Annotated in this window: 12 protein-coding genes; 7 read left to right on the top strand and 5 right to left on the bottom strand. The window is 71.8% G+C overall.

Features of this window, described 5'->3' with window-relative positions:
• The first annotated feature begins 300 nt into the window (after positions 1-300).
• Both QSK36_RS41180 and QSK36_RS41175 read left to right on the top strand, forming a co-directional pair.
• Complete coding sequence (locus tag QSK36_RS41180) at positions 301-1,167, top strand: universal stress protein (RefSeq protein ID WP_285786179.1); 867 nt, start codon at positions 301-303, stop codon at positions 1,165-1,167.
• Positions 1,168-1,250: 83 nt separating this feature from the next.
• Positions 1,251-1,472 (top strand): hypothetical protein, encoded by a 222-nt coding sequence (locus QSK36_RS41175; protein ID WP_285786178.1) that lies wholly within the window; start codon positions 1,251-1,253, stop codon positions 1,470-1,472.
• A gap of 29 nt (positions 1,473-1,501) precedes the next feature.
• On the opposite strand, the gene pflA is transcribed toward QSK36_RS41175, so the two are convergent.
• The 4 genes from pflA to QSK36_RS41155 all read right to left on the bottom strand — a co-directional run bounded on the left by pflA (position 1,502) and on the right by QSK36_RS41155 (position 6,158).
• Complete coding sequence (pflA, locus tag QSK36_RS41170; protein ID WP_183541939.1) at positions 1,502-2,329, bottom strand: pyruvate formate-lyase-activating protein; 828 nt, start codon at positions 2,327-2,329, stop codon at positions 1,502-1,504.
• Positions 2,329-4,602, bottom strand: a complete 2,274-nt coding sequence (gene pflB / locus QSK36_RS41165) for a formate C-acetyltransferase (protein ID WP_285786177.1) — start codon at positions 4,600-4,602, stop codon at positions 2,329-2,331. Before pflB ends, pflA begins: the two co-directional genes overlap by 1 nt.
• A 184-nt stretch (positions 4,603-4,786) precedes the next feature.
• Positions 4,787-5,209, bottom strand: a complete 423-nt coding sequence (locus QSK36_RS41160) for an Hsp20/alpha crystallin family protein (protein ID WP_182903942.1) — start codon at positions 5,207-5,209, stop codon at positions 4,787-4,789.
• 247 nt (positions 5,210-5,456) lie between these two features.
• Positions 5,457-6,158 carry a CBS domain-containing protein gene (locus tag QSK36_RS41155; RefSeq protein WP_183541943.1) on the bottom strand — a complete coding sequence of 234 codons (702 nt, stop codon included), beginning with the start codon at positions 6,156-6,158 and terminating at the stop codon, positions 5,457-5,459.
• 169 nt (positions 6,159-6,327) lie between these two features.
• Between QSK36_RS41155 and gap the strand changes: the two genes are divergently transcribed.
• The 5 genes from gap to mgtA all read left to right on the top strand — a co-directional run bounded on the left by gap (position 6,328) and on the right by mgtA (position 14,444).
• Positions 6,328-7,320, top strand: coding sequence for a type I glyceraldehyde-3-phosphate dehydrogenase (gap, locus tag QSK36_RS41150; protein ID WP_502883456.1), 993 nt, complete (start codon positions 6,328-6,330; stop codon positions 7,318-7,320).
• A gap of 172 nt (positions 7,321-7,492) precedes the next feature.
• Positions 7,493-8,503 carry a zinc-dependent alcohol dehydrogenase gene (locus QSK36_RS41145; RefSeq protein ID WP_285786175.1) on the top strand — a complete coding sequence of 337 codons (1,011 nt, stop codon included), beginning with the start codon at positions 7,493-7,495 and terminating at the stop codon, positions 8,501-8,503.
• 7 nt (positions 8,504-8,510) lie between these two features.
• Entirely contained in the window at positions 8,511-9,413 is a 903-nt protein-coding gene (locus QSK36_RS41140; protein WP_285786174.1) for a hypothetical protein, read from the top strand.
• 25 nt (positions 9,414-9,438) lie between these two features.
• Positions 9,439-11,916, top strand: coding sequence for a cation-translocating P-type ATPase (locus QSK36_RS41135; RefSeq protein ID WP_285786173.1), 2,478 nt, complete (start codon positions 9,439-9,441; stop codon positions 11,914-11,916).
• Entirely contained in the window at positions 11,913-14,444 is a 2,532-nt protein-coding gene (gene mgtA / locus QSK36_RS41130) for a magnesium-translocating P-type ATPase (RefSeq protein WP_285786172.1), read from the top strand. Before QSK36_RS41135 ends, mgtA begins: the two co-directional genes overlap by 4 nt.
• 18 nt (positions 14,445-14,462) lie before the next feature.
• Here mgtA and QSK36_RS41125 read toward each other — a convergent pair whose 3' ends face one another.
• Positions 14,463-16,952 carry a bifunctional acetate--CoA ligase family protein/GNAT family N-acetyltransferase gene (locus tag QSK36_RS41125; protein ID WP_285786171.1) on the bottom strand — a complete coding sequence of 830 codons (2,490 nt, stop codon included), beginning with the start codon at positions 16,950-16,952 and terminating at the stop codon, positions 14,463-14,465.
• Positions 16,953-17,461 lie beyond the last annotated feature (509 nt).

Genomic DNA, 17,461 nt, shown 5'->3' with positions numbered 1-17,461 from the left:
GGTGATGGCCATGACCGGCCCCTTTCAACGTCTTTGCTCTCTTGTGACACCTCAAGGAAACCGCGGGCAGCGGGTGCGCCACAGGAGTCGTACGGCACGCTCCGGTCGTCTCGAAGTCCCGTGATCGTGGGACTTTCGGTCCACGTGCACAGCGAAATCACGCCGCGTATGGCCCACGGAGCCGGTCACGATGCGCACCTGGTGCCCGAGCCGGGCGGAAGGTCACCTGCGGCGGTGACCAGCGGCCCTGCACCCCCGCCGACAGAGGCGGTCGAATAGGGGCGGATACGAGGAGGAGTCATGATCAAGCCAGTCATCGTCGCCACTGATGGCTCGCCCGCGGCGGTCGCCGCGGTGGAGTGGGCCGCCGGCGACGCCGCCCGCAAGGGCCTGCCGCTGCGCATCGTGCACGCCGTCGACCGCCTGCCGTACGAGCTGACCCGTTACCCCGTCGTCCCCAGCGATGATCAACTGATCCGGGCGGGACGTCGCGTCCTGGAGGAAGCCGAACAAGCCGTCCGGGAGACCCACCCCGCGCTCCGCGTCACCACCGCTCTGTCGGAGGGCGAGCCGGTCAAGGTGCTGCGCCGGGAGGCCGCCGATGGTGCGGAGATCGTCATCGGCAGCAGGGGCCATGGCGGGTTCGCCGGGATGCTGCTCGGCTCGGTCAGCACGCATCTCGCCGGTCAGGTCCCCGTCCCCCTTGTGGTGGTGCGGCCTGAATCGTCGGCGCCCCACGGTCTGATCGTGGTCGGCGTCGACGGCTCCGACGAGGCGGAGGCCGCGCTGACGTACGCGTTCGAGGAGGCACGGCTGCGTGGCTGCCGCCTGCTCGGCCTGTACGCCTGGCAACTTCCGGTGCACGCGTACGCACCCGAGATCACCTACGACATCGACGAGGTGCGGCAGGCCCAGGAGGAGCACGTCGCCACTGTGGTGGCGACCTACCGGGAGCGTTATCCCGACGTGGACGCCGAGATCCGCGCTGTGTGCGCACACCCCGTTCCCGTACTCGTCGAGGCCGCCGAGAAGGCCGATCTCCTCGTGGTCGGATCCCGCGGACACGGTGCCATCGGCTCGGTGGTGCTCGGTTCGGTGAGCCGGGCCGTCCTGCACCACGCGGGCTGTCCTGTCGCCGTCGTGCGCCCTTCCACCGCCGACCAGTAGAGACGCCTGCGAGATCGCCGGATGTGGCAGGAGTGGTGAAACGCCGCGCGGATCACGATTAGGGTGGTCCGCGCGGCTCAACCATGACCGCGTCCCCTGCATGTCGTGACTGCGGCCGGCTCACCCAGGGCCGGCAGCAGGAGCTGAGCGTGCTCGCCGCGGTCGCCTGCCATGCCGCCTCCAACGTCGGCTGGTCCCTCTTCCCCGACCACGGGTCGCGCTACGACCCCGTTGTCACGGGCAGTGTCGCCGCCGCGGTGGCCCTGCTGGCAATGACCGCATGGCCCCGGACATCCTCCCGGTGACACTGCGGACTCTCGCGAGGCGGCACGGGTCAGACGCTGGTGACGCCGTGCGCGGCGAACTGGGCATGCACGCGCTCCAGCAGGGCCCGGTCCGGGGGCCTGACATCGGCCAGGGGGAAGGCCAGCCCGAGCCGGGCGTACTTGCCGGCGGCCATGCGGTGGAAGGGCAGGACGTCGACCCGTTCGACGTTGCCGAGTGTCGCGACGAATCGGGCCAGGCCGTCCACGTTCTCCTCGGCGTCGGTGTGGCCGGGGACCAGGACGAACCGCACCCAGACCGGGCGGCCGAGGTCGGCGAGGCGGCGGGCGAAGCGCAGGGTCGGTTCCAGGCTCGCCCCGGTCAGCCGCCGGTAGCCCCGCGGGTCCCACGACTTGATGTCGAGCAGGACGAGGTCGGTGTCGGCCAGCAGCGCGTCGCTCGCTCGGTCGCCGAGGAAGCCCGAGGTGTCCAGCGCGGTGTGCAGGCCGCTGTCGTGGCAGCGGCGCAGCAGCTCGCCGGTGAATCGGGGCTGCAGCAGCGGCTCCCCGCCGCTGACCGTCACCCCGCCGCCGGCCACCGAGATGAACCGCCGGTAGCGGTCCACCTCGCTCATGACCTCGTCCACCGTGACGCGGCGGCCGTCGCGCATCCGCCAGGTTTCGGGATTGTGGCAGTACAGGCAGCGCAGCGGGCAGCCGCAGGTGAACACCACGAAGCGGGTCCCGGGACCGTCCACCCCGACCGACAGATCCCACGACTCGATGACGCCGCCGCCCGCCGCCGGCTCCGAAGCGCGGAGCTCGGCGGCGGCGTCCTGGCGGAGCCGGGCGGTGGAGCGGAGCCGGGCGGTGGAGTCGTCAAGGAGCCTGTCGCGCATCACAGCCGTCCGTGGAAGGTGCGGTCGATCACGTCCTGCTGCTGCTCGCGGGTGAGCCGGACGAAGTTCACGGCATAGCCGGAGACCCGGATCGTGAGCTGGGGGTACTTCTCGGGGTGGTCCATCGCGTCGATCAGGGTGGCGCGGTCGAGCACGTTGACGTTCATGTGGAAGCCGCCCGCGTCGAAGTAGCCGTCGAGCACGCCCACCAGGTCGGCGACCCGGTCGCCGGCCGTGCGGCCCAGCCCGTCGGGGGTGACGGTGCTGGTCAGCGAGATGCCGTCCTGCGCCTGGTCGTAGGGGAGTTTGGCCACCGACAGTGCCGAGGCGACCAGGCCGTGCCGGTCGCGGCCGTTCATCGGGTTGGCGCCGGGGGCGAACGGCGTGCCGGCCCTGCGTCCGTCGGGGGTGTTTCCGGTGTGTGTGCCGTACACGACGTTGGAGGTGATGGTGAGCACCGACTGGGTGTGCTCGGCGCCCCGGTAGGACGGGTGGCGGCGGATCTTGTCCATGAACGACCGCACCAGGTCCACCGCGATGGCGTCGGCGCGGTCGTCGTTGTTGCCGTACGCCGGGTAGTCGCCCTCGACCACGTAGTCCACGGCCAGCCCGGTCGCGTCGCGGATCACCCGGACGGTCGCGTGCCTGATGGCCGACAGGCTGTCGGCGGCCACTGACAGGCCCGCGATGCCGCAGGCGAGCGTGCGCTTGACGGGGTAGTCGTGCAGCGCCATCTCGATGCGCTCGTAGGCGTACTTGTCGTGCATGTAGTGGATGACGTTCAGCGCGTTCACGTACGTCTTGGCCAGCCAGTCCATCATCCGGTCGAACGCCGCCGCGACCTGGTCGTAGTCGAGCACGTCGCCGGTCAGCGCCGGGTAGGCCGGGCCGACCTGCTCGCCGGTCATCTCGTCCCGTCCGCCGTTGACGGCGTACAGCAGGGCCTTGGCGAGGTTGACCCGGGCGCCGAAGAACTGCATCTGCTTCCCCACGGGAGCGGCCGAGACACAGCAGGCGATGGCGGTGTCGTCGCCGTACGCCGGCCGCATCAGCTCGTCGCTCTCGTACTGGATCGAGCTGGTCTCGATGGACAGGGCCGCGCAGAAGCGCTTGAACGGCTCGGGCAGCCGCGGCGACCAGAACACCGTGAGGTTCGGCTCCGGGGCGGGGCCGAGGTTGCGCAGCGTCTGCAGGTAGCGGTAGCTGGTGCGGGTGACCAGCGGCCTGCCGTCGGCGCCGATGCCGCCGATCGACTCGGTCACCCAGGTCGGATCGCCGGAGAACAGCTGGTCATACTCGGGGGTGCGCAGGAAGCGGACGATGCGCAGCTTGATGACGAAGTCGTCGACGAGCTCCTGCGCCCGCTGTTCGGTGAGTCGTCCCTCGGCGAGGTCCCGCTCCAGATAGACGTCCACGAAGGTCGAGGTGCGGCCGAGGGACATCGCCGCGCCGTTCTGCTCCTTGACGGCGGCGAGGTAGGCGAAGTACAGCCACTGGATGGCCTGGCGCGCGGTGCCGGCCGGGCCGGAGATGTCGTAGCCGTAGGAGGCGGCCATCTGCTTCAGCTCGTCCAGCGCGCGGATCTGCTCGGCCAGTTCCTCCCGGTCGCGGATCACCGCGTCGGTGGAGAAGTCCCCGTCGAGCGAGCGCAGTTCGGCCCGCTTGGCCTCGATCAGCCGGTCCACGCCGTACAGCGCGACGCGCCGGTAGTCCCCGATGATGCGGCCGCGGCCGTACGCGTCGGGCAGGCCGGTGATGATTCCCGCGCGGCGGGCCGCCCGGATCTCGGGCGTGTAGGCGTCGAAGACGCCGTCGTTGTGCGTCTTGCGGTACTTGGTGAAGATTTCCCGCACCTTCGGGTCGAGCGTGTAGCCGTACGCCGCCAGGCCGTTCTCGACCATCCGCAGCCCGCCCGCCGGCATGATCGCCCGCTTCAGCGGGGCGTCGGTCTGCAGGCCGACGATGAGCTCACGGCCGGAGTCGATGTAGCCGGGACGGTGCGAGGTTATCGAGGAGGGCGTGGCGGGGTCCACGTCGTACACCCCACGCCGGCGCTCCTCGCCGAACAGGCTCGACACCTCCGCCCACACCGCTCGGGTCCGGTCGGTCGGCCCCGCCAGGAACGACTCGTCTCCCTCGTACGGCGTGTAGTTGGCCTGGATGAAGTCGCGCACGTCCACCGACCTGCGCCAGGTCGTGCCGCGGAAACCGCGCCACGCCTCATGCGCGGTCGCCTGCGCGGGACCCTGTGTCCTGACCTCCGTGACCGTCATCGCCTGTCCCCTTCCTCGGTTCCGCCTCCACTGTCGTCCCTGTCGCCGCCCGCCTCCGCGAGCGGAGGTCACCGATCACGGGGACCAAAGTCATCCGTGCGGTGGAAGGGGACGGGCGGGGGGCCCGGCCGGCTCCCCGCCCGTCTCGTCCGCCCTCCGGTGGTTGCGAGGGCCTGTCTCGCGGTCAGTGCTGGACGAGGATCCTGCGGCCCGCGGTCTTGTTCTCCTCCTCCAGACCGACCGTGATCTCAAGGACTCCGTCCCTGTAGACGGCCGTCACGTCCTCGGCCTTGGCCGTCGGGGGAAGCGTGACCGAGCGGGAGAACGCGCCGTAGGCGATTTCGGAGCGGCGCGGCTCCTTGGCGTCCTTGACCTCCTTGATCTTCTCGGCCCGGATGTGGAGAATCCCGTGGCCCACGGTGACCTCGAGGTCCTTGTCGGGGTCGATGCCGGGAAGCTCCGCCCGCAGCACGTACCGGCCGTCCGCGACGAAGTCCTCCACCCTGATGATCTGGCCGAACGGCCGGAACCCGTAGACCGGGCTCTCCAGCAGCTCCAGCAGTTCAGGGAAGGGGAACCGGCCCTGGCTCCGCTCCGTGAGGTTCATCGTGACCTCCTTGTCTCGATGACGACGCACCAAGCACACACCCGCCGCTTCCTCTCCGGCAGGGCAGGACGTCCCACCCGAAGGTCCTCGAAACACCGGCCGCCCGCGGGTCGTGAGTCCCCTCCCGGTGGGGCCTTCGGCGCTGCACACCACAGCGACCCGACGTACCTGGCTCACATCGGCCTGGCCCCGCTCGCCGCCTGGGCCGGTTGAGCCGCGACGCCGCCGGCGCCGGGCGGGGACCCTGTCATCGGTGGCGCCAGGTATGGGTGTCGTCCTCCTCCCACTCCAGGTGGTCGATCACGTCCACCACACCGTTGACACCGCGCGCCAGCCGGGCGGCCGTCAGCGCGTCGCTTCGCCAGCGCAGGCGACCGGTCAGCGTCACGACGCCCTGGTCGACCGTCACGGTCACCCCGGCCAGGTCGCGGAACAGGGAACGGCCGAACGTGTCGATCGTGATCTCGCGGGCGATGTCGGCGTCCGGGCGGGTGAAGACCCGCAGCAGGTCGTGCCGGCCGACCATGCCCTCGAGCGTGCCGTCCTCCCCGACGACCGGCAGATGCGTGACGCCGTGCTCGTCCATGAGCCGGATCGCGAACACCACCGCCGTTCCCGGGCCGATCGTCACGGCCGGGGAGGTCATCAGCTCGGCGGCCGTGTCACCGCGCGACTTCTCGCGCCATCCGTGCCCCGTCCGGCCGAACAGGCGCCGCAGCCGGGCGCGTAGCGGCGGCCGGTAGCCCTCGTGGGCGTACTGATCCTTGAACTCCTCCTTGAGCAGCAGGTCCGCGTCCGTGACGACGCCGATGACCCGGTCGTCGGCGTCGACCACGGGCACGGCGCCCAGGTCCGCGGCGATCAGCACCTGGGCGACGGTCTTGAACGGCGTGTCCCCCTCCACCGCAGGGACGTCGCGGGCCATGACCTGGGCGACCTTCACACGCATCTCTTCCTCCTCGTGACACCTCCCGCATCCCATCGCCGCGACCCGGCGGAGGCGGAGAGGCGGAAGACCTTCGCGCGGGGGGCTGTTGCGCCTCTGTCTTCCGGCACTTACGCCTCTACGGCCGTTCCGCGCCGGAACGGACGATGGCGGCACAGTCAGCTTGAGGAGGATCACCATGAGGATCGGCATCAACGGGTTCGGCAGGATCGGCAGGGCCGTGCTGCGCCGCGCGCTGCCCATGGGCATCGAGGTTGTCGCGATCAACGACCTCGCGGACGCGGCGACCCTCGCCCACCTGCTCAGGTTCGACTCCACGCACGGCCCCCTCGGCGTGCCGGTGACCGCGAGCGCCTCCTCCATCGACGTGGACGGCCGCAGCATCCCGGTCACCGCGCACAGCGATCCGGCGCACGTCGACTGGGCCGCCTACGGCGCCGACCTGGTCATCGAGGCCACCGGCAGGTTCCGCACGCGGGACGACGCGGCCCGTCACCTCAAGGGCGGCGCCCGCCGCGTGCTCATCTCCGCGCCCGGCAAGAGCGTGGACGTCACGATCGTCCCCGGTGTCAACGACGCGGCCTACGACCCCCGCCGCCATGAGATCGTCTCGATGGCCTCCTGCACCACCAACTGCGTGGCCCCGATGGTCAAGGTGCTGCACGAGAACTTCGGCGTCGTCCGCGGCTTCATGACGACCGTGCACGCGTACACCGCCGACCAGCGGCTGCTGGACGCCCCGCACAAGGACCCGCGCAGGGCCCGCTCGGCCGCCGTGAACATCGTCCCGACCACGACCGGGGCCGCCCGGATGGTCGGCGAGGTGCTGCCCGAGCTCGCGGGCCGGCTGGACGGCGTCGCGCTGCGCGTCCCGGTCGAGGACGGGTCGCTCACCGACCTCGCCGTGGTGCTGTCCCGCCCCGCGGGGGTGCAGGAGGTCAACCGGGCCTTCGCCGGCGCCGCCGACCGGGAACTGAAGGGCGTGCTGCGCTACAGCACCGACCCGATCGTGTCCCGTGACATCGTGGGCGACCCCGCCTCCTGCGTGTTCGACTCCGCGCTCACCCAGGCGGACGGCGAACTCGTCAAGGTCTTCGGCTGGTACGACAACGAGTGGGGTTACGCCAACCGGCTCGTCGAGATGGCCGCCCGCATGGCCGGGTGACGGCCGAAGCAGCCAACGAGGCGCGCGGCGGTACACGCCGTGATGAGACGTCTTTCTATCCCGCATGTGTTCGCGGCCGCGGGCGTCCTCGCCGCGGTGCGGTGGCCCGTCCGGGCTCTGCCCGCGCAGGCGCCGCGGGAGGACGCTGAAAGCCCGGTGAAAGGAGAAGGCAATGCGTGCAGCGGTGGTCACCCGGTTCGACGGCCCGATCGAGATCCGCGACCTTCCGGTGCCGGAACCGCGGCCCGGCCAGGTGCTGGTGCGTGTCGAGGCCAGCGGGCTGTGCCACACCGACATCCACGCCGCCCGCGGGGAGTGGCCGGTCAAGCCGGCTCTGCCGTTCACGCCCGGCCACGAGGGCATCGGCGTGATCGAGCAGGTCGGCGCCGGCGTCACGGGCCGGGCCGTCGGGGAGCGGGTCGCGGTCCCGTGGCTGGGCTACGCGTGCGGCGTCTGCGACTACTGCGTGAGCGGGCGGGAGACGCTCTGCGAGTCCCAGCTGAACACGGGCTACAGCCTGAACGGCTGCCACGCCGAATACGTCGCTGCCCACGCCGGCCACGTGGTCCCCGTGCCCGAAGCCGTGAGCTCGTTCGACGCCGCTCCTCTGACCTGCGCCGGGGTCACCACGTACAAGGCCGTCAAGGTCTCGGGGCTCCGTCCGGCCGAGCGTGCGGCGATCTTCGGCATCGGCGGGCTGGGACATCTCGCGCAGCAGTACGCGCAGATCTTCGGCGCCGAGACCGTCGCGGTCGACGTGACGGGCGAGAAGCTCCTCCTCGCCGGTGAACTCGGCGCAACTCACGTCGTGAACGCCGCGGCCGACGACCCGGTGCGAGCGATTCGCGACCTCGGCGGTGCCGACGTGGCCGTCGTCCTGGCGGCCGACCCGCGCGTCCTGCAGCAGGCGCACGCGTCACTGCGTCGTGGTGGGCGCCTGGTGCTGGTCTCGCTGCCCCGGGACAACGCGATGTCCCTGCCCGTCTTCGAGACGGTGCTGGGCGGCATCAGCGTGATCGGGTCCATCGTCGGCACCCGCGCCGACCTCGCGGAGGTCTTCCGCCTGCACGCCGCCGGCCGCACGACGGTGAAGTACGAGACCCGCAAACTGGACGACATCAACCAGTCCTTCGAGGACATCCTCGCCGGCCGGATCCCCGCCCGGCTGGTCTTCGAGCTGTGAGACGGTCATGACCACCCTCGATTCCCGGCCCGCCCCTGCCGCCTCAACGGCATGGCCCGGCCGGGCCGCCGTCTGGCTACGGCTGTCGGTCACGGCAGCGCTCCTGGCCGCTGCGGGCAACATCTACGCGCTGTTCGATCTGGAAGGCGTCTACGGCAGGGAGACGAGCGCCTTCGTCGACCAGGCGATAGCCCAGGACGCCGTCGATCTCGTCGTGGTCTCCCCGGCGATCGCCGTCCTCGTCCTTCTCGCTCTCCGTGGCTCGCTCCGCGCGTACCTGACGTGGCTCGGCGCCGTGGCCTTCACGACCTACAACTACGTCGTCTACACGCTGTCGGTCCATGTCGGTCCGCTGTTCCTGGTCTGGGTCGCCGTCCTCGGGCTGTCCGCGTTCTCCCTCATCGGCGGTCTGGCGGCACTCGACGCGCGAGCGGTCGCCGCCTGGTTCGGCCAGACGTCGCGGCGGCCGGCGGGCTGGTTGCTCATCATCGTGGCCACGCTGTTCACGCTGCTGTGGCTGAAGGACATCGTGCCCGCGATCCTGGCCGGCCGCCTCCCTCAGAGCGTGCGCGAGCTGGCCCTGCCGTCCAGCCCGGTGCACGTACTCGACCTGTCGTTCTTCCTGCCCGCCGCATTCGTCACCGGAGTGCTGCTCCTCCGAGGACGGCCATGGCCCCATACGACCGCGCCCGGCCTGCTGGCCTTCCTCGCGCTGACCGGGCTACCGATCATGGTCACGCCCTTCGTCGCGCAGGCCCGCGGCCACGAATCCGCATGGGCGGTGCTTCCACCGATCGCGATGATCACCATCGCCTGCCTCGCCGTCCTGGCCCGCCTGACGCGGACGCGTGGGCCGAAGGTCCTCCGACGGGATGGCTTTGGCCTGCGGCCTTCCCATACGTCCCAATGATCTGCTTGAGGGCATGGAGATCAGCGTGCGAGAGCCGATCGGACTGAGCGCGGCGGCGGCATCGGAGCGGCTGGCCGAATACGGGCCGAACGAGTTGCCGCAGCCGAGGCCGCCACGCCTGCCCGTCCGGGCCGCCCGCCAGCTCGCCGACCCGATGTCGATCCTGCTGCTGATCGCCGGACTGGTCACCCTGCTCGTCCTCGGCGAGGTTCCCGAGGGAGCGGCGATCTTGACCATTCTCCTGGTCAACGTCGTCATCGGGGTGAGCCAGGAGACGAAGGCCGACCAGGCCGTACGGGCGTTGCGCACCCTCACCGCTCCCATGGCCAAGGTCGTCCGCGACGGCGTCGTACGGAGGGTTCCCGCCGCCGAGGTCGTACCGGGCGATGTCGTGCAGGTCGCGGCCGGAGACCGCGTCCCCGCGGACGCGCGGCTGTCGCAGGCGAACGCCCTGGGGGTGGACGAGTCCATGCTCACCGGGGAGTCGCTGTCGTCCGACAAACGGGCCGCGCGAGCGGACGGAGCCGGCGGCACGCTCGCCGATCGCCGTGACGAGTTGTTCGCAGGGACGCTCGTCGTCCGGGGTTCGGGAGTGGCCGAGGTGACCCGCACCGGTGCCCGCACCGAGATGGGGCGCATCGCCTCCGCGCTGGGCGGCGGCGTCAAGGGCCCGCTGGCGGTGGAACTCGCACAGGTGTCGCGGCGGATCGGCCTGGTCGCCGTCATGGCGGGCGTCGTGATGATCCTCATCGGACTCACCCGGGTCCAGCGGGGCGAGGCCACGCTCCTCGACATCATCCTGGCCGGGGTGGCGCTGGCCATCGCCGCCGTGCCGGAAAGCCTGGCCGCCGCCGTGACCACGGCACTGGCGCTCGGCTCACAGCGCATGGCGGCGCTCGGCGTGATCGTCCGGCGGTTGCCGGCCATCGAGGCGCTCGGCGCGACCACCGTCATCGCCACGGACAAAACGGGCACGTTGACCACCGGACACCTGACCGTGACCGACCAGGTGGCGGTGTCCGAAAGCGGCCTGTGGCGTGCCGCGCTGCGCTGCAACGACGCCCGCGACGGGCTGGGGGACGCGGTCGACGTCGCCCTCGCCGTGGCCGCCGAGCGGCACGGGGCGAGGCTGCCGCCCGGCGAGGAACGCCTGGCCGCCCGGCCGTTCGACGCCGAGACGAGGTCGATGGCCGTGATCACCACGGCGGCCGGGGGTGGGCCTCTGCTGACGGTCAAGGGTGCCCCGGAGGTGGTGCTCGCCCGGTGCGTTCCCGGCCCGGAGACCGAACTGCTGGTGCGAGCGGTGTCCGGTCTGGCGGACCGGGGCCTGCGGGTGCTCACGCTCGCCGACAAGCACACCGACGACCTGGACGCCACAGGGCTGCGTCCGCTGGGCCTGGTCGCGCTCAGTGACGAGATCCGCCCCTCGGCGGCGCGGGCGGTGGCGGACTGCCGCGCCGCCGGCATCCGCGTGGTGATGGTGACCGGCGACCACGCCGACACCGCCCGCGCCATCGCCGGGGAGGTGGGCATCGACACCGACCCCGTCGTGACCGGCGCCGCGCTCCAGACCCTCGGAGGTGCGGCCGGCGATCGTTCGAAGCGGTTCGCCCGGCTGCGCGAGGCGGCCGTGCTGGCCCGCGTCGACCCCGGCACCAAGCTCGACCTGGTGCGCGCCCTGCGCGAGGACGGCCAGGTCGTGGCGATGACCGGCGACGGCGTGAACGACGCCCCGGCGCTGCGCAACGCCGACGTGGGGGTGGCCATGGCCGGAGAGGAGGGAACGGACGTGGCCCGGGAGGCGGCCTCCGTCGTCGTCACCAATGGCGACCTCGGCACCATCGTCGCAGGGGTACGCGAAGGACGCCGCCTGCGCCACAACGTGGCCTCGATGGTCGGATACCTGCTCATCGGCAACCTCGCGGAGATCCTGATCGTCCTCACCGGCCTGATCGCCTGGCCGGATCTGGTCGTGCCGCTGTTTCCCGTGCAGCTGCTGTGGATCAACCTGGTGCTGGACGGCATCCCCGCCATCGCGCTCGGCGTCGACCGGCCCGCCGGCGACCCGCTGGCACTGCGCCCCACCGGCGGCCTGCTCTCCTGGCCGGTCCTGACCCGGATCGCGCTGCGCGCGGTGGCCGTCGGCGCGCTCGTCTTCGCGGCCGTCGAAGTCGCCCGCCGCCTCGGCTGGAGCGAGGAACAGGTCCGCAGCCAGGCCGTGCTCGCACTGGTCTTCGCCCGTCTGACCCTCGCCTACGTCGTCCGGGCCCGCCGCCGGACCTTCGAGCGCGGCTGGTGGCGGAGCCGTTCCGTACTCGTCGCGGTGACCGCCACCGCGGCGCTGCAGGTCTCCGTGACGGTGATTCCGGCGCTGGGCGCGCCGCTCGCGCTGGTGCCTCTGCCGCCCGCGGGCTGGGCGATGGCACTGGGCGCCGCCGCGCTCTCGGTGCCGGCGTGCGACCTGGTGCGTTCCGGCCGGCGAATGAGGAAGGACTCGCTGTGACAGAACCGGCCGTGACAGGGCTCACCGACGAGCAAGCCGCCGCCATCCGGTCAAGGGTCGGCTTCAACGCGGTGCGCAGCCACCGGGCGCGCCCGCTCGCGGTGCTGGCCCGGCAGCTCCGCAGCCCGCTGCTGATACTGCTGCTGGCCGCCGCCACCGTGTCGTTCTTCGTCGGGGAGCGGACCGACGCGGTGGTGATCGGTGTGATCGTCGCCTTGAGCGTCGGGCTGGGCTTCGCCAACGAATACCGCGCCGAGCGTGCGGTGGAAGCGCTGCACGAGCACATGCGCAGCCGGGCGCGCGTGCTGCGCGGCGGCACGCTGGTCGAGCGCGACGTGACCGACCTGGTTCCCGGCGACGTGGTCCAGCTGAAGCTCGGCACCGTGGTCCCCGCCGACATCGAGCTGACCGAGGCCCGGGACATCGAGTGCGACGAGTCGGTGCTCACCGGGGAGTCGTTGCCGGTCCGCAGGAAAGCAGGCGACACGGCGCTGATGGGCACGGTCGTCACCGCGGGAACCGCCACCGGGACCGTGTCCCGAACCGGCGCCCGTACGGCCTTCGGCGCGATCGCCGCGGGCCTGGGCGAGCGGCACGCGGAGACGGCCTTCCAGATCGGGCTGCGCAGGTTCTCCGGGCTGCTGGTGTGGGTCGCCGCGGCGCTGACGGCCGGGGTGTTCGTCACGAACCTGGTCTTGGGCCGCCCACTGCTCGACGCCATGCTGTTCTCGCTCGCCATCGCGGTCGGCGTCACTCCGCAGCTGCTGCCCGCGGTCGTCACCACCGGCCTCGCCACCGGGTCCCGCCGCCTCACCAGGCTGAAAGTGCTCGTGAAACGCCTGGTCGCCATCGAGGACCTCGGCGACGTCGAGGTGCTGTTCACCGACAAGACCGGCACGCTGACCCAAGCCAAGATCGCCCTGCGCCAGGCTCTGCGTCCCGACGGAACTCCCGACCGCGGCGATACCGTCGGCCCGTTCCGTCTCGGGGTGCTGTGCGCGGACCCGCCCGGCTCCGGGCCGCTCGACGACGCCCTCCACGACGCCCTCCACGGCACGGATGCCGTCGCGGGGGAGTGGACGCCGGAGGGCTACCGGCAGCTCGACGCCAAACCCTTCGACCACGAGCGGCGCATGGCATCCGTACTGGTCGAAGACCCCGCCGGCGACACGCTGATCATCGCCAAGGGAGCCCCGGAAGCGGTGCTGGCCCGGTGCCGGACCGTGCCGGAGGAGTCCCGCGCGCTCGCCGAGCGGCTGTTCACCGAGGGCGCCCGCCTGGTCGCGGTCGCGGTACGTCCGGGAGCCCGCGAACTGGTGGAGTCCGACCTGGACCTGGCCGGGTTCCTGGTGTTCAGCGACCCGCCCAAACCCGGTGTGGAGCAGGCGCTCCAGCGCCTGGCCGCGCTCGGAGTCACCGTGAAGATCCTCACCGGTGACCACCCCGCCGTCGCCACCGGCTTGTGCGAGAAGATCGGCCTGCCCGTCTCCGGAGTGCTGACCGGTGAGGAGATCGAGCGTCTCGACGACGCCGCCCTGGCCGATGCCCTGCCGGCGACCACGGTGTTCGCGCGGGTGAGCCCCGAGCAGAAGGCCAGGATCGTGAGCATCCAGCGAAGCGGCGGCCTGGACGTCGCCTACCTCGGCGACGGCGTCAACGACGCGCTCGCCCTGCACCGCGCGGACGTCGGCATCTCCGTCGACACCGGGGCCGACGTCGCCAGGGACGCGGCCGACGTCGTGCTGCTGGAGAAGGACCTGGGCGTGCTCGCCGACGGCATCGTCGAAGGCCGGCGCATCTTCGCCAACACCATCAAGTACCTCCTGATGGGGACGGCCAGCAACGTCGGGAACATGTTCTCCGCCGCGGCCGCCTCGGCGGTGCTTCCGTTTCTGCCGATGCTGCCGAGCCAGGTGCTGCTCAACAACCTGCTGTACGACGCCAGCCAGCTCGCCATCCCGGCCGACGCCGTCGACCGCGAGCAACTCGCCCGGCCCGCGCGCTTCGACCTCGGGCTGATCCGCCGGTTCATGCTGGTCTTCGGACCGCTCAGCTCGGTGTTCGACCTCGCCATGTTCGCGCTGCTGCTGCGGGTGTTCCACACCGAGGCGCCGCTGTTTCGCGCGTCCTGGTTCGTGGAGTCCCTCGCCACCCAGACCTTGGTGATCTTCATCGTCAGGACCCGGCGTACGCCGTTCTGGCGGAGCCGACCCGCCGCGGCCCTCGCGATCGCCGTGGGGTCCGTGGTGGCGGCCGGACTCGCCCTGCCGTATGTGCCCTTCGCACCCGACCTGGGGCTGGCACCCATCCCACCGGCGATTCTCGGCACCATCGCCGTCGTCCTGATCGTCTACCTGGCACTCGTGGAGGCCGTCAAACGGCGCTTCCGCGCCGTGCCCGCCCCACGCGAGCGACACCTGCCGCCCCACCGCCGGGTGCATCGCCGGTCCACGCCGTTCAGCCGCAGGCTGCGGCCGGCCCGGAAAAATCGAGCCCCGGCACGGTCAGTCAGGTCCGCTTCGGCCTGACGGGTCGGCTCTCCACGCCTAGCGGAGACGACGCCGGAAGGGTGAGGGGAGCGGCGGCGCCGGCGCGAGCCGTACGCGAGCCTCCACGGCCACCGCTCCGTCCGCCGTCACGATGACAGGGTTGAGATCAAGCTCAGCGATCCCGGGCAGATCGTCCATGAGACGGCCGACGCGGACGATCTGGTCCTCCAGCGCCGCGACATCGGTCTCAGGCCGTCCACGGTAGCCGTGCAGGAGCGGCGCGCTACGCAGCTCCGCGATCATGCGGGCGGCCTCGGCCCTGTCGATCGGCGGCACCCGGAAAGCGCGGTCGGCGAGCAGCTCGGTCGCGACACCGCCGAGCCCTACCATGATCAGCGGCCCGAACGCCTCATGCGCGACGCCTCCAAGGATCATCTCGACCCCCTCGCCCGCCATGGCCTGAACGATCGCGCCCGTCATGGCGGGACCGAGGCGAGCGGTGACGGATCGCGCCGTGCGGATGGCGTACGCCGACAGCAGGCGGGCCGTCGTGTCTTCGTCCAGCCATCGTCCCTGGGGATGAGCGGCGAGGTCGGCGGCGACGATCCGCCGGGCGGCGGCGAGGTCGATTCCCGGAACGTCCTCGGCAGGGGCCGCCGGCCGGGCGCGCCAGGCGGCATGGCCGGCCGCCCGGGAGAGGGCGTGCACGGCCTGCTCCGGGAAGGCGTATGCGGGGACCCTGCCGTCGATGAGCTCGTCATGCCCGGCCAGGCACGCGAGCACGGGTTTCACCGCGCTCCTGGTGGCGGTCGCGATCGCCTCCCGGGTCGCGTCGAGACCCGCGCCGAACGGCGGTGTGTAGACAGTCAGCACGGCGTCGACGCCCGGGTCGGCCAGGGCGGTCGCGATCGCGAAGGCGAAGTCGGCGGCGCCGGCCTCGGCGGTGAGGTCGACGGGGTTGCCGACGGCGGCGGCCGGGTGGAGCCGGGAGCGAAGCGCCTCCACGGTGGCGTCGGACAGGTCCGGCACGACCAGGCCGAGCCGCTCACAGGCGTCCGCGGTCATCGCCTGCGGGCCTCCGGAGTTGCCCACGATCGCCACCCGAGGGCCGTCCGGCAGCGGTTGGAAGGCCAGCAGCCGGGCGGTGTCGAGCAGGTCCTGGACGCTGTCCTCCCTGATCACGCCGCACGCGCGTAACAGGGCGTCGACGGCGACATCGGGGGTCGCCGCGGCGGCGGTGCGCGAGCGGACGGCCCGGCTGCCCGAGGCGCTGCGTCCGCTCTTCACCACGATGATCGGTTTACGGGTGCTGATCCTGCGGGCTATCCGGGCGAATCTGCGCGGATTACCGAACGATTCGAGATAGAGGGCGATGACGCCGGTGGCGGGATCGTCTTCCCAGTATTCAAGCAGGTCGTTGCCGCTGACATCCGCCTTGTTCCCGACGGAGGCGAAGGAGGAGACGCCGAGGCCCAGTTGCCCGGTCCGCTCGATGACGGCGGCGGCCACCGCGTCCGACTGCGACATCAGCCCCAGTGGTCCCGCGGGTGGACGTCCGGGCAGGAAGGCGGCGTGCAGGCGGGCCGCCGTGTTCACGACGCCGAGGCAGTCAGGTCCGATCAACCGCATGCCCGCCTCACGGCAGACGCGCAGCAGTTCCCGTTCCGCCTCACGGCCCCCGGCTTCGGCGAAGCCGCCGGTCAGCACGACCAGGGCGCGCACCTGGTGACGGGCACACTCGCGAGCGACGCCGAGCACGGCGGAGGCCGGGACGGCGATCACGGCCAGCTCAGCCTGCCCGGGCAGGGAGGCGAGGTCGGGATGGGCGGCCAGGCCGCACACCTCGGCGGCTCGGGGATTGACGGGGTAGATCGGCCCGGGGAAGCCTCCGTCGACCAGATTGCGCAGCACTCGATGCCCCACGCGGCCCGGATCACGGCTGGCCCCGATCACGGCCACCGAGCGTGGGGTGAACACGTGTGCGAGGGAGCTGCGCTCCGCTTCGTGCGCCCGGGCCTCGATCTCGGCCACCAGGCTCTCCGTGGGTCGCGTGGCGATGCGGACCTCGACCTGCCCCTGCTCGTACCGCTTGTCCACGGGCAGGCCGAGATCGTTCAGGACGCGCAGCATCGCCCGGTTCTCGGGCAGGACGGTGGCGACCAGGTGCTCGATACCCGCGTCCGCCGCGTCCAGCGCGATGTGCTCGAGCAGGAGCGTGCCGAGCCCGTGGCCGTGCACCACGTCATCCAGCAGGATTCCCACCTCGGCCGCCGGCCCGTCGGGGATGTATTCCGCCACTCCGACCATGAGGCCGCCGACCAGAGCGACCAGGGCGTGCCCGCGGTAGCCGGGGCCGGTGATCCGGTCCATGTACGCGTGGGCCGAGGCGGTGCCGCCGGTGAAGAACCGCAGGTACGCCGAGCGCGGGGACGATCTGGTGATCAGCGCGTGCAGGGCTTCGCGGTCGGATGACTGCAACGGGCGGATGTGCGCCACCCCGCCGTCACGCAGGAGGACGTCACATGCCTCGGCGACGGTTCGAACCATGCTCCCAGCGTCGACCAGCACCGGACACACCCCCAGGGGCCTCCTCCCCTCTCGGCAGGGACCCTGGTCCCGAGGTTCTCGGACGGGGTGCAATCCCGGCGGCCGGCCGTGAGGCGGGCAGCCAGCGTGACAGCGCGCGGATCCGCGCTGCGAGGCGGGCGTACGGGGCGGAGGCGTGAGTTCGATGGTCTTCTCGCCCACGCCTCTCCGCCGGGGCCGAAGGTCCCCCGGGCCGGTGGCTTTCGCCCGGAGCCGCCTGCGAGGTCCGGGTGATCTGCTGAGGGCATGGAACCCGCTGTGCGCACTCCGGCCGGGCTGCCCGAGGAGGAGGCCGCATGGTCTTCGCCCGCCTGACCCTCGCGTACGTGGTCAGGGCGCGCCGCTGGACGTTCGAGCGGGACCGGTGGCGCGGCGAAGCACGAGATCGTGGTCACCGACGACGGCTCGCTGCGGAGCCGGACGGGAGCGGAGACGGGCAGCGCGATCCAGGTCGATTCTGAGGGTGGTCG

It is taken from the genome of Microbispora sp. NBRC 16548 (genome assembly GCF_030268985.1).
In the GTDB taxonomy this organism is placed as follows: Bacteria; Actinomycetota; Actinomycetes; order Streptosporangiales; family Streptosporangiaceae; genus Microbispora; species Microbispora catharanthi.
The sequence above is the reverse complement of the archived record's forward strand: the minus strand, read 5'-3'. Positions and strand labels throughout refer to the sequence as shown.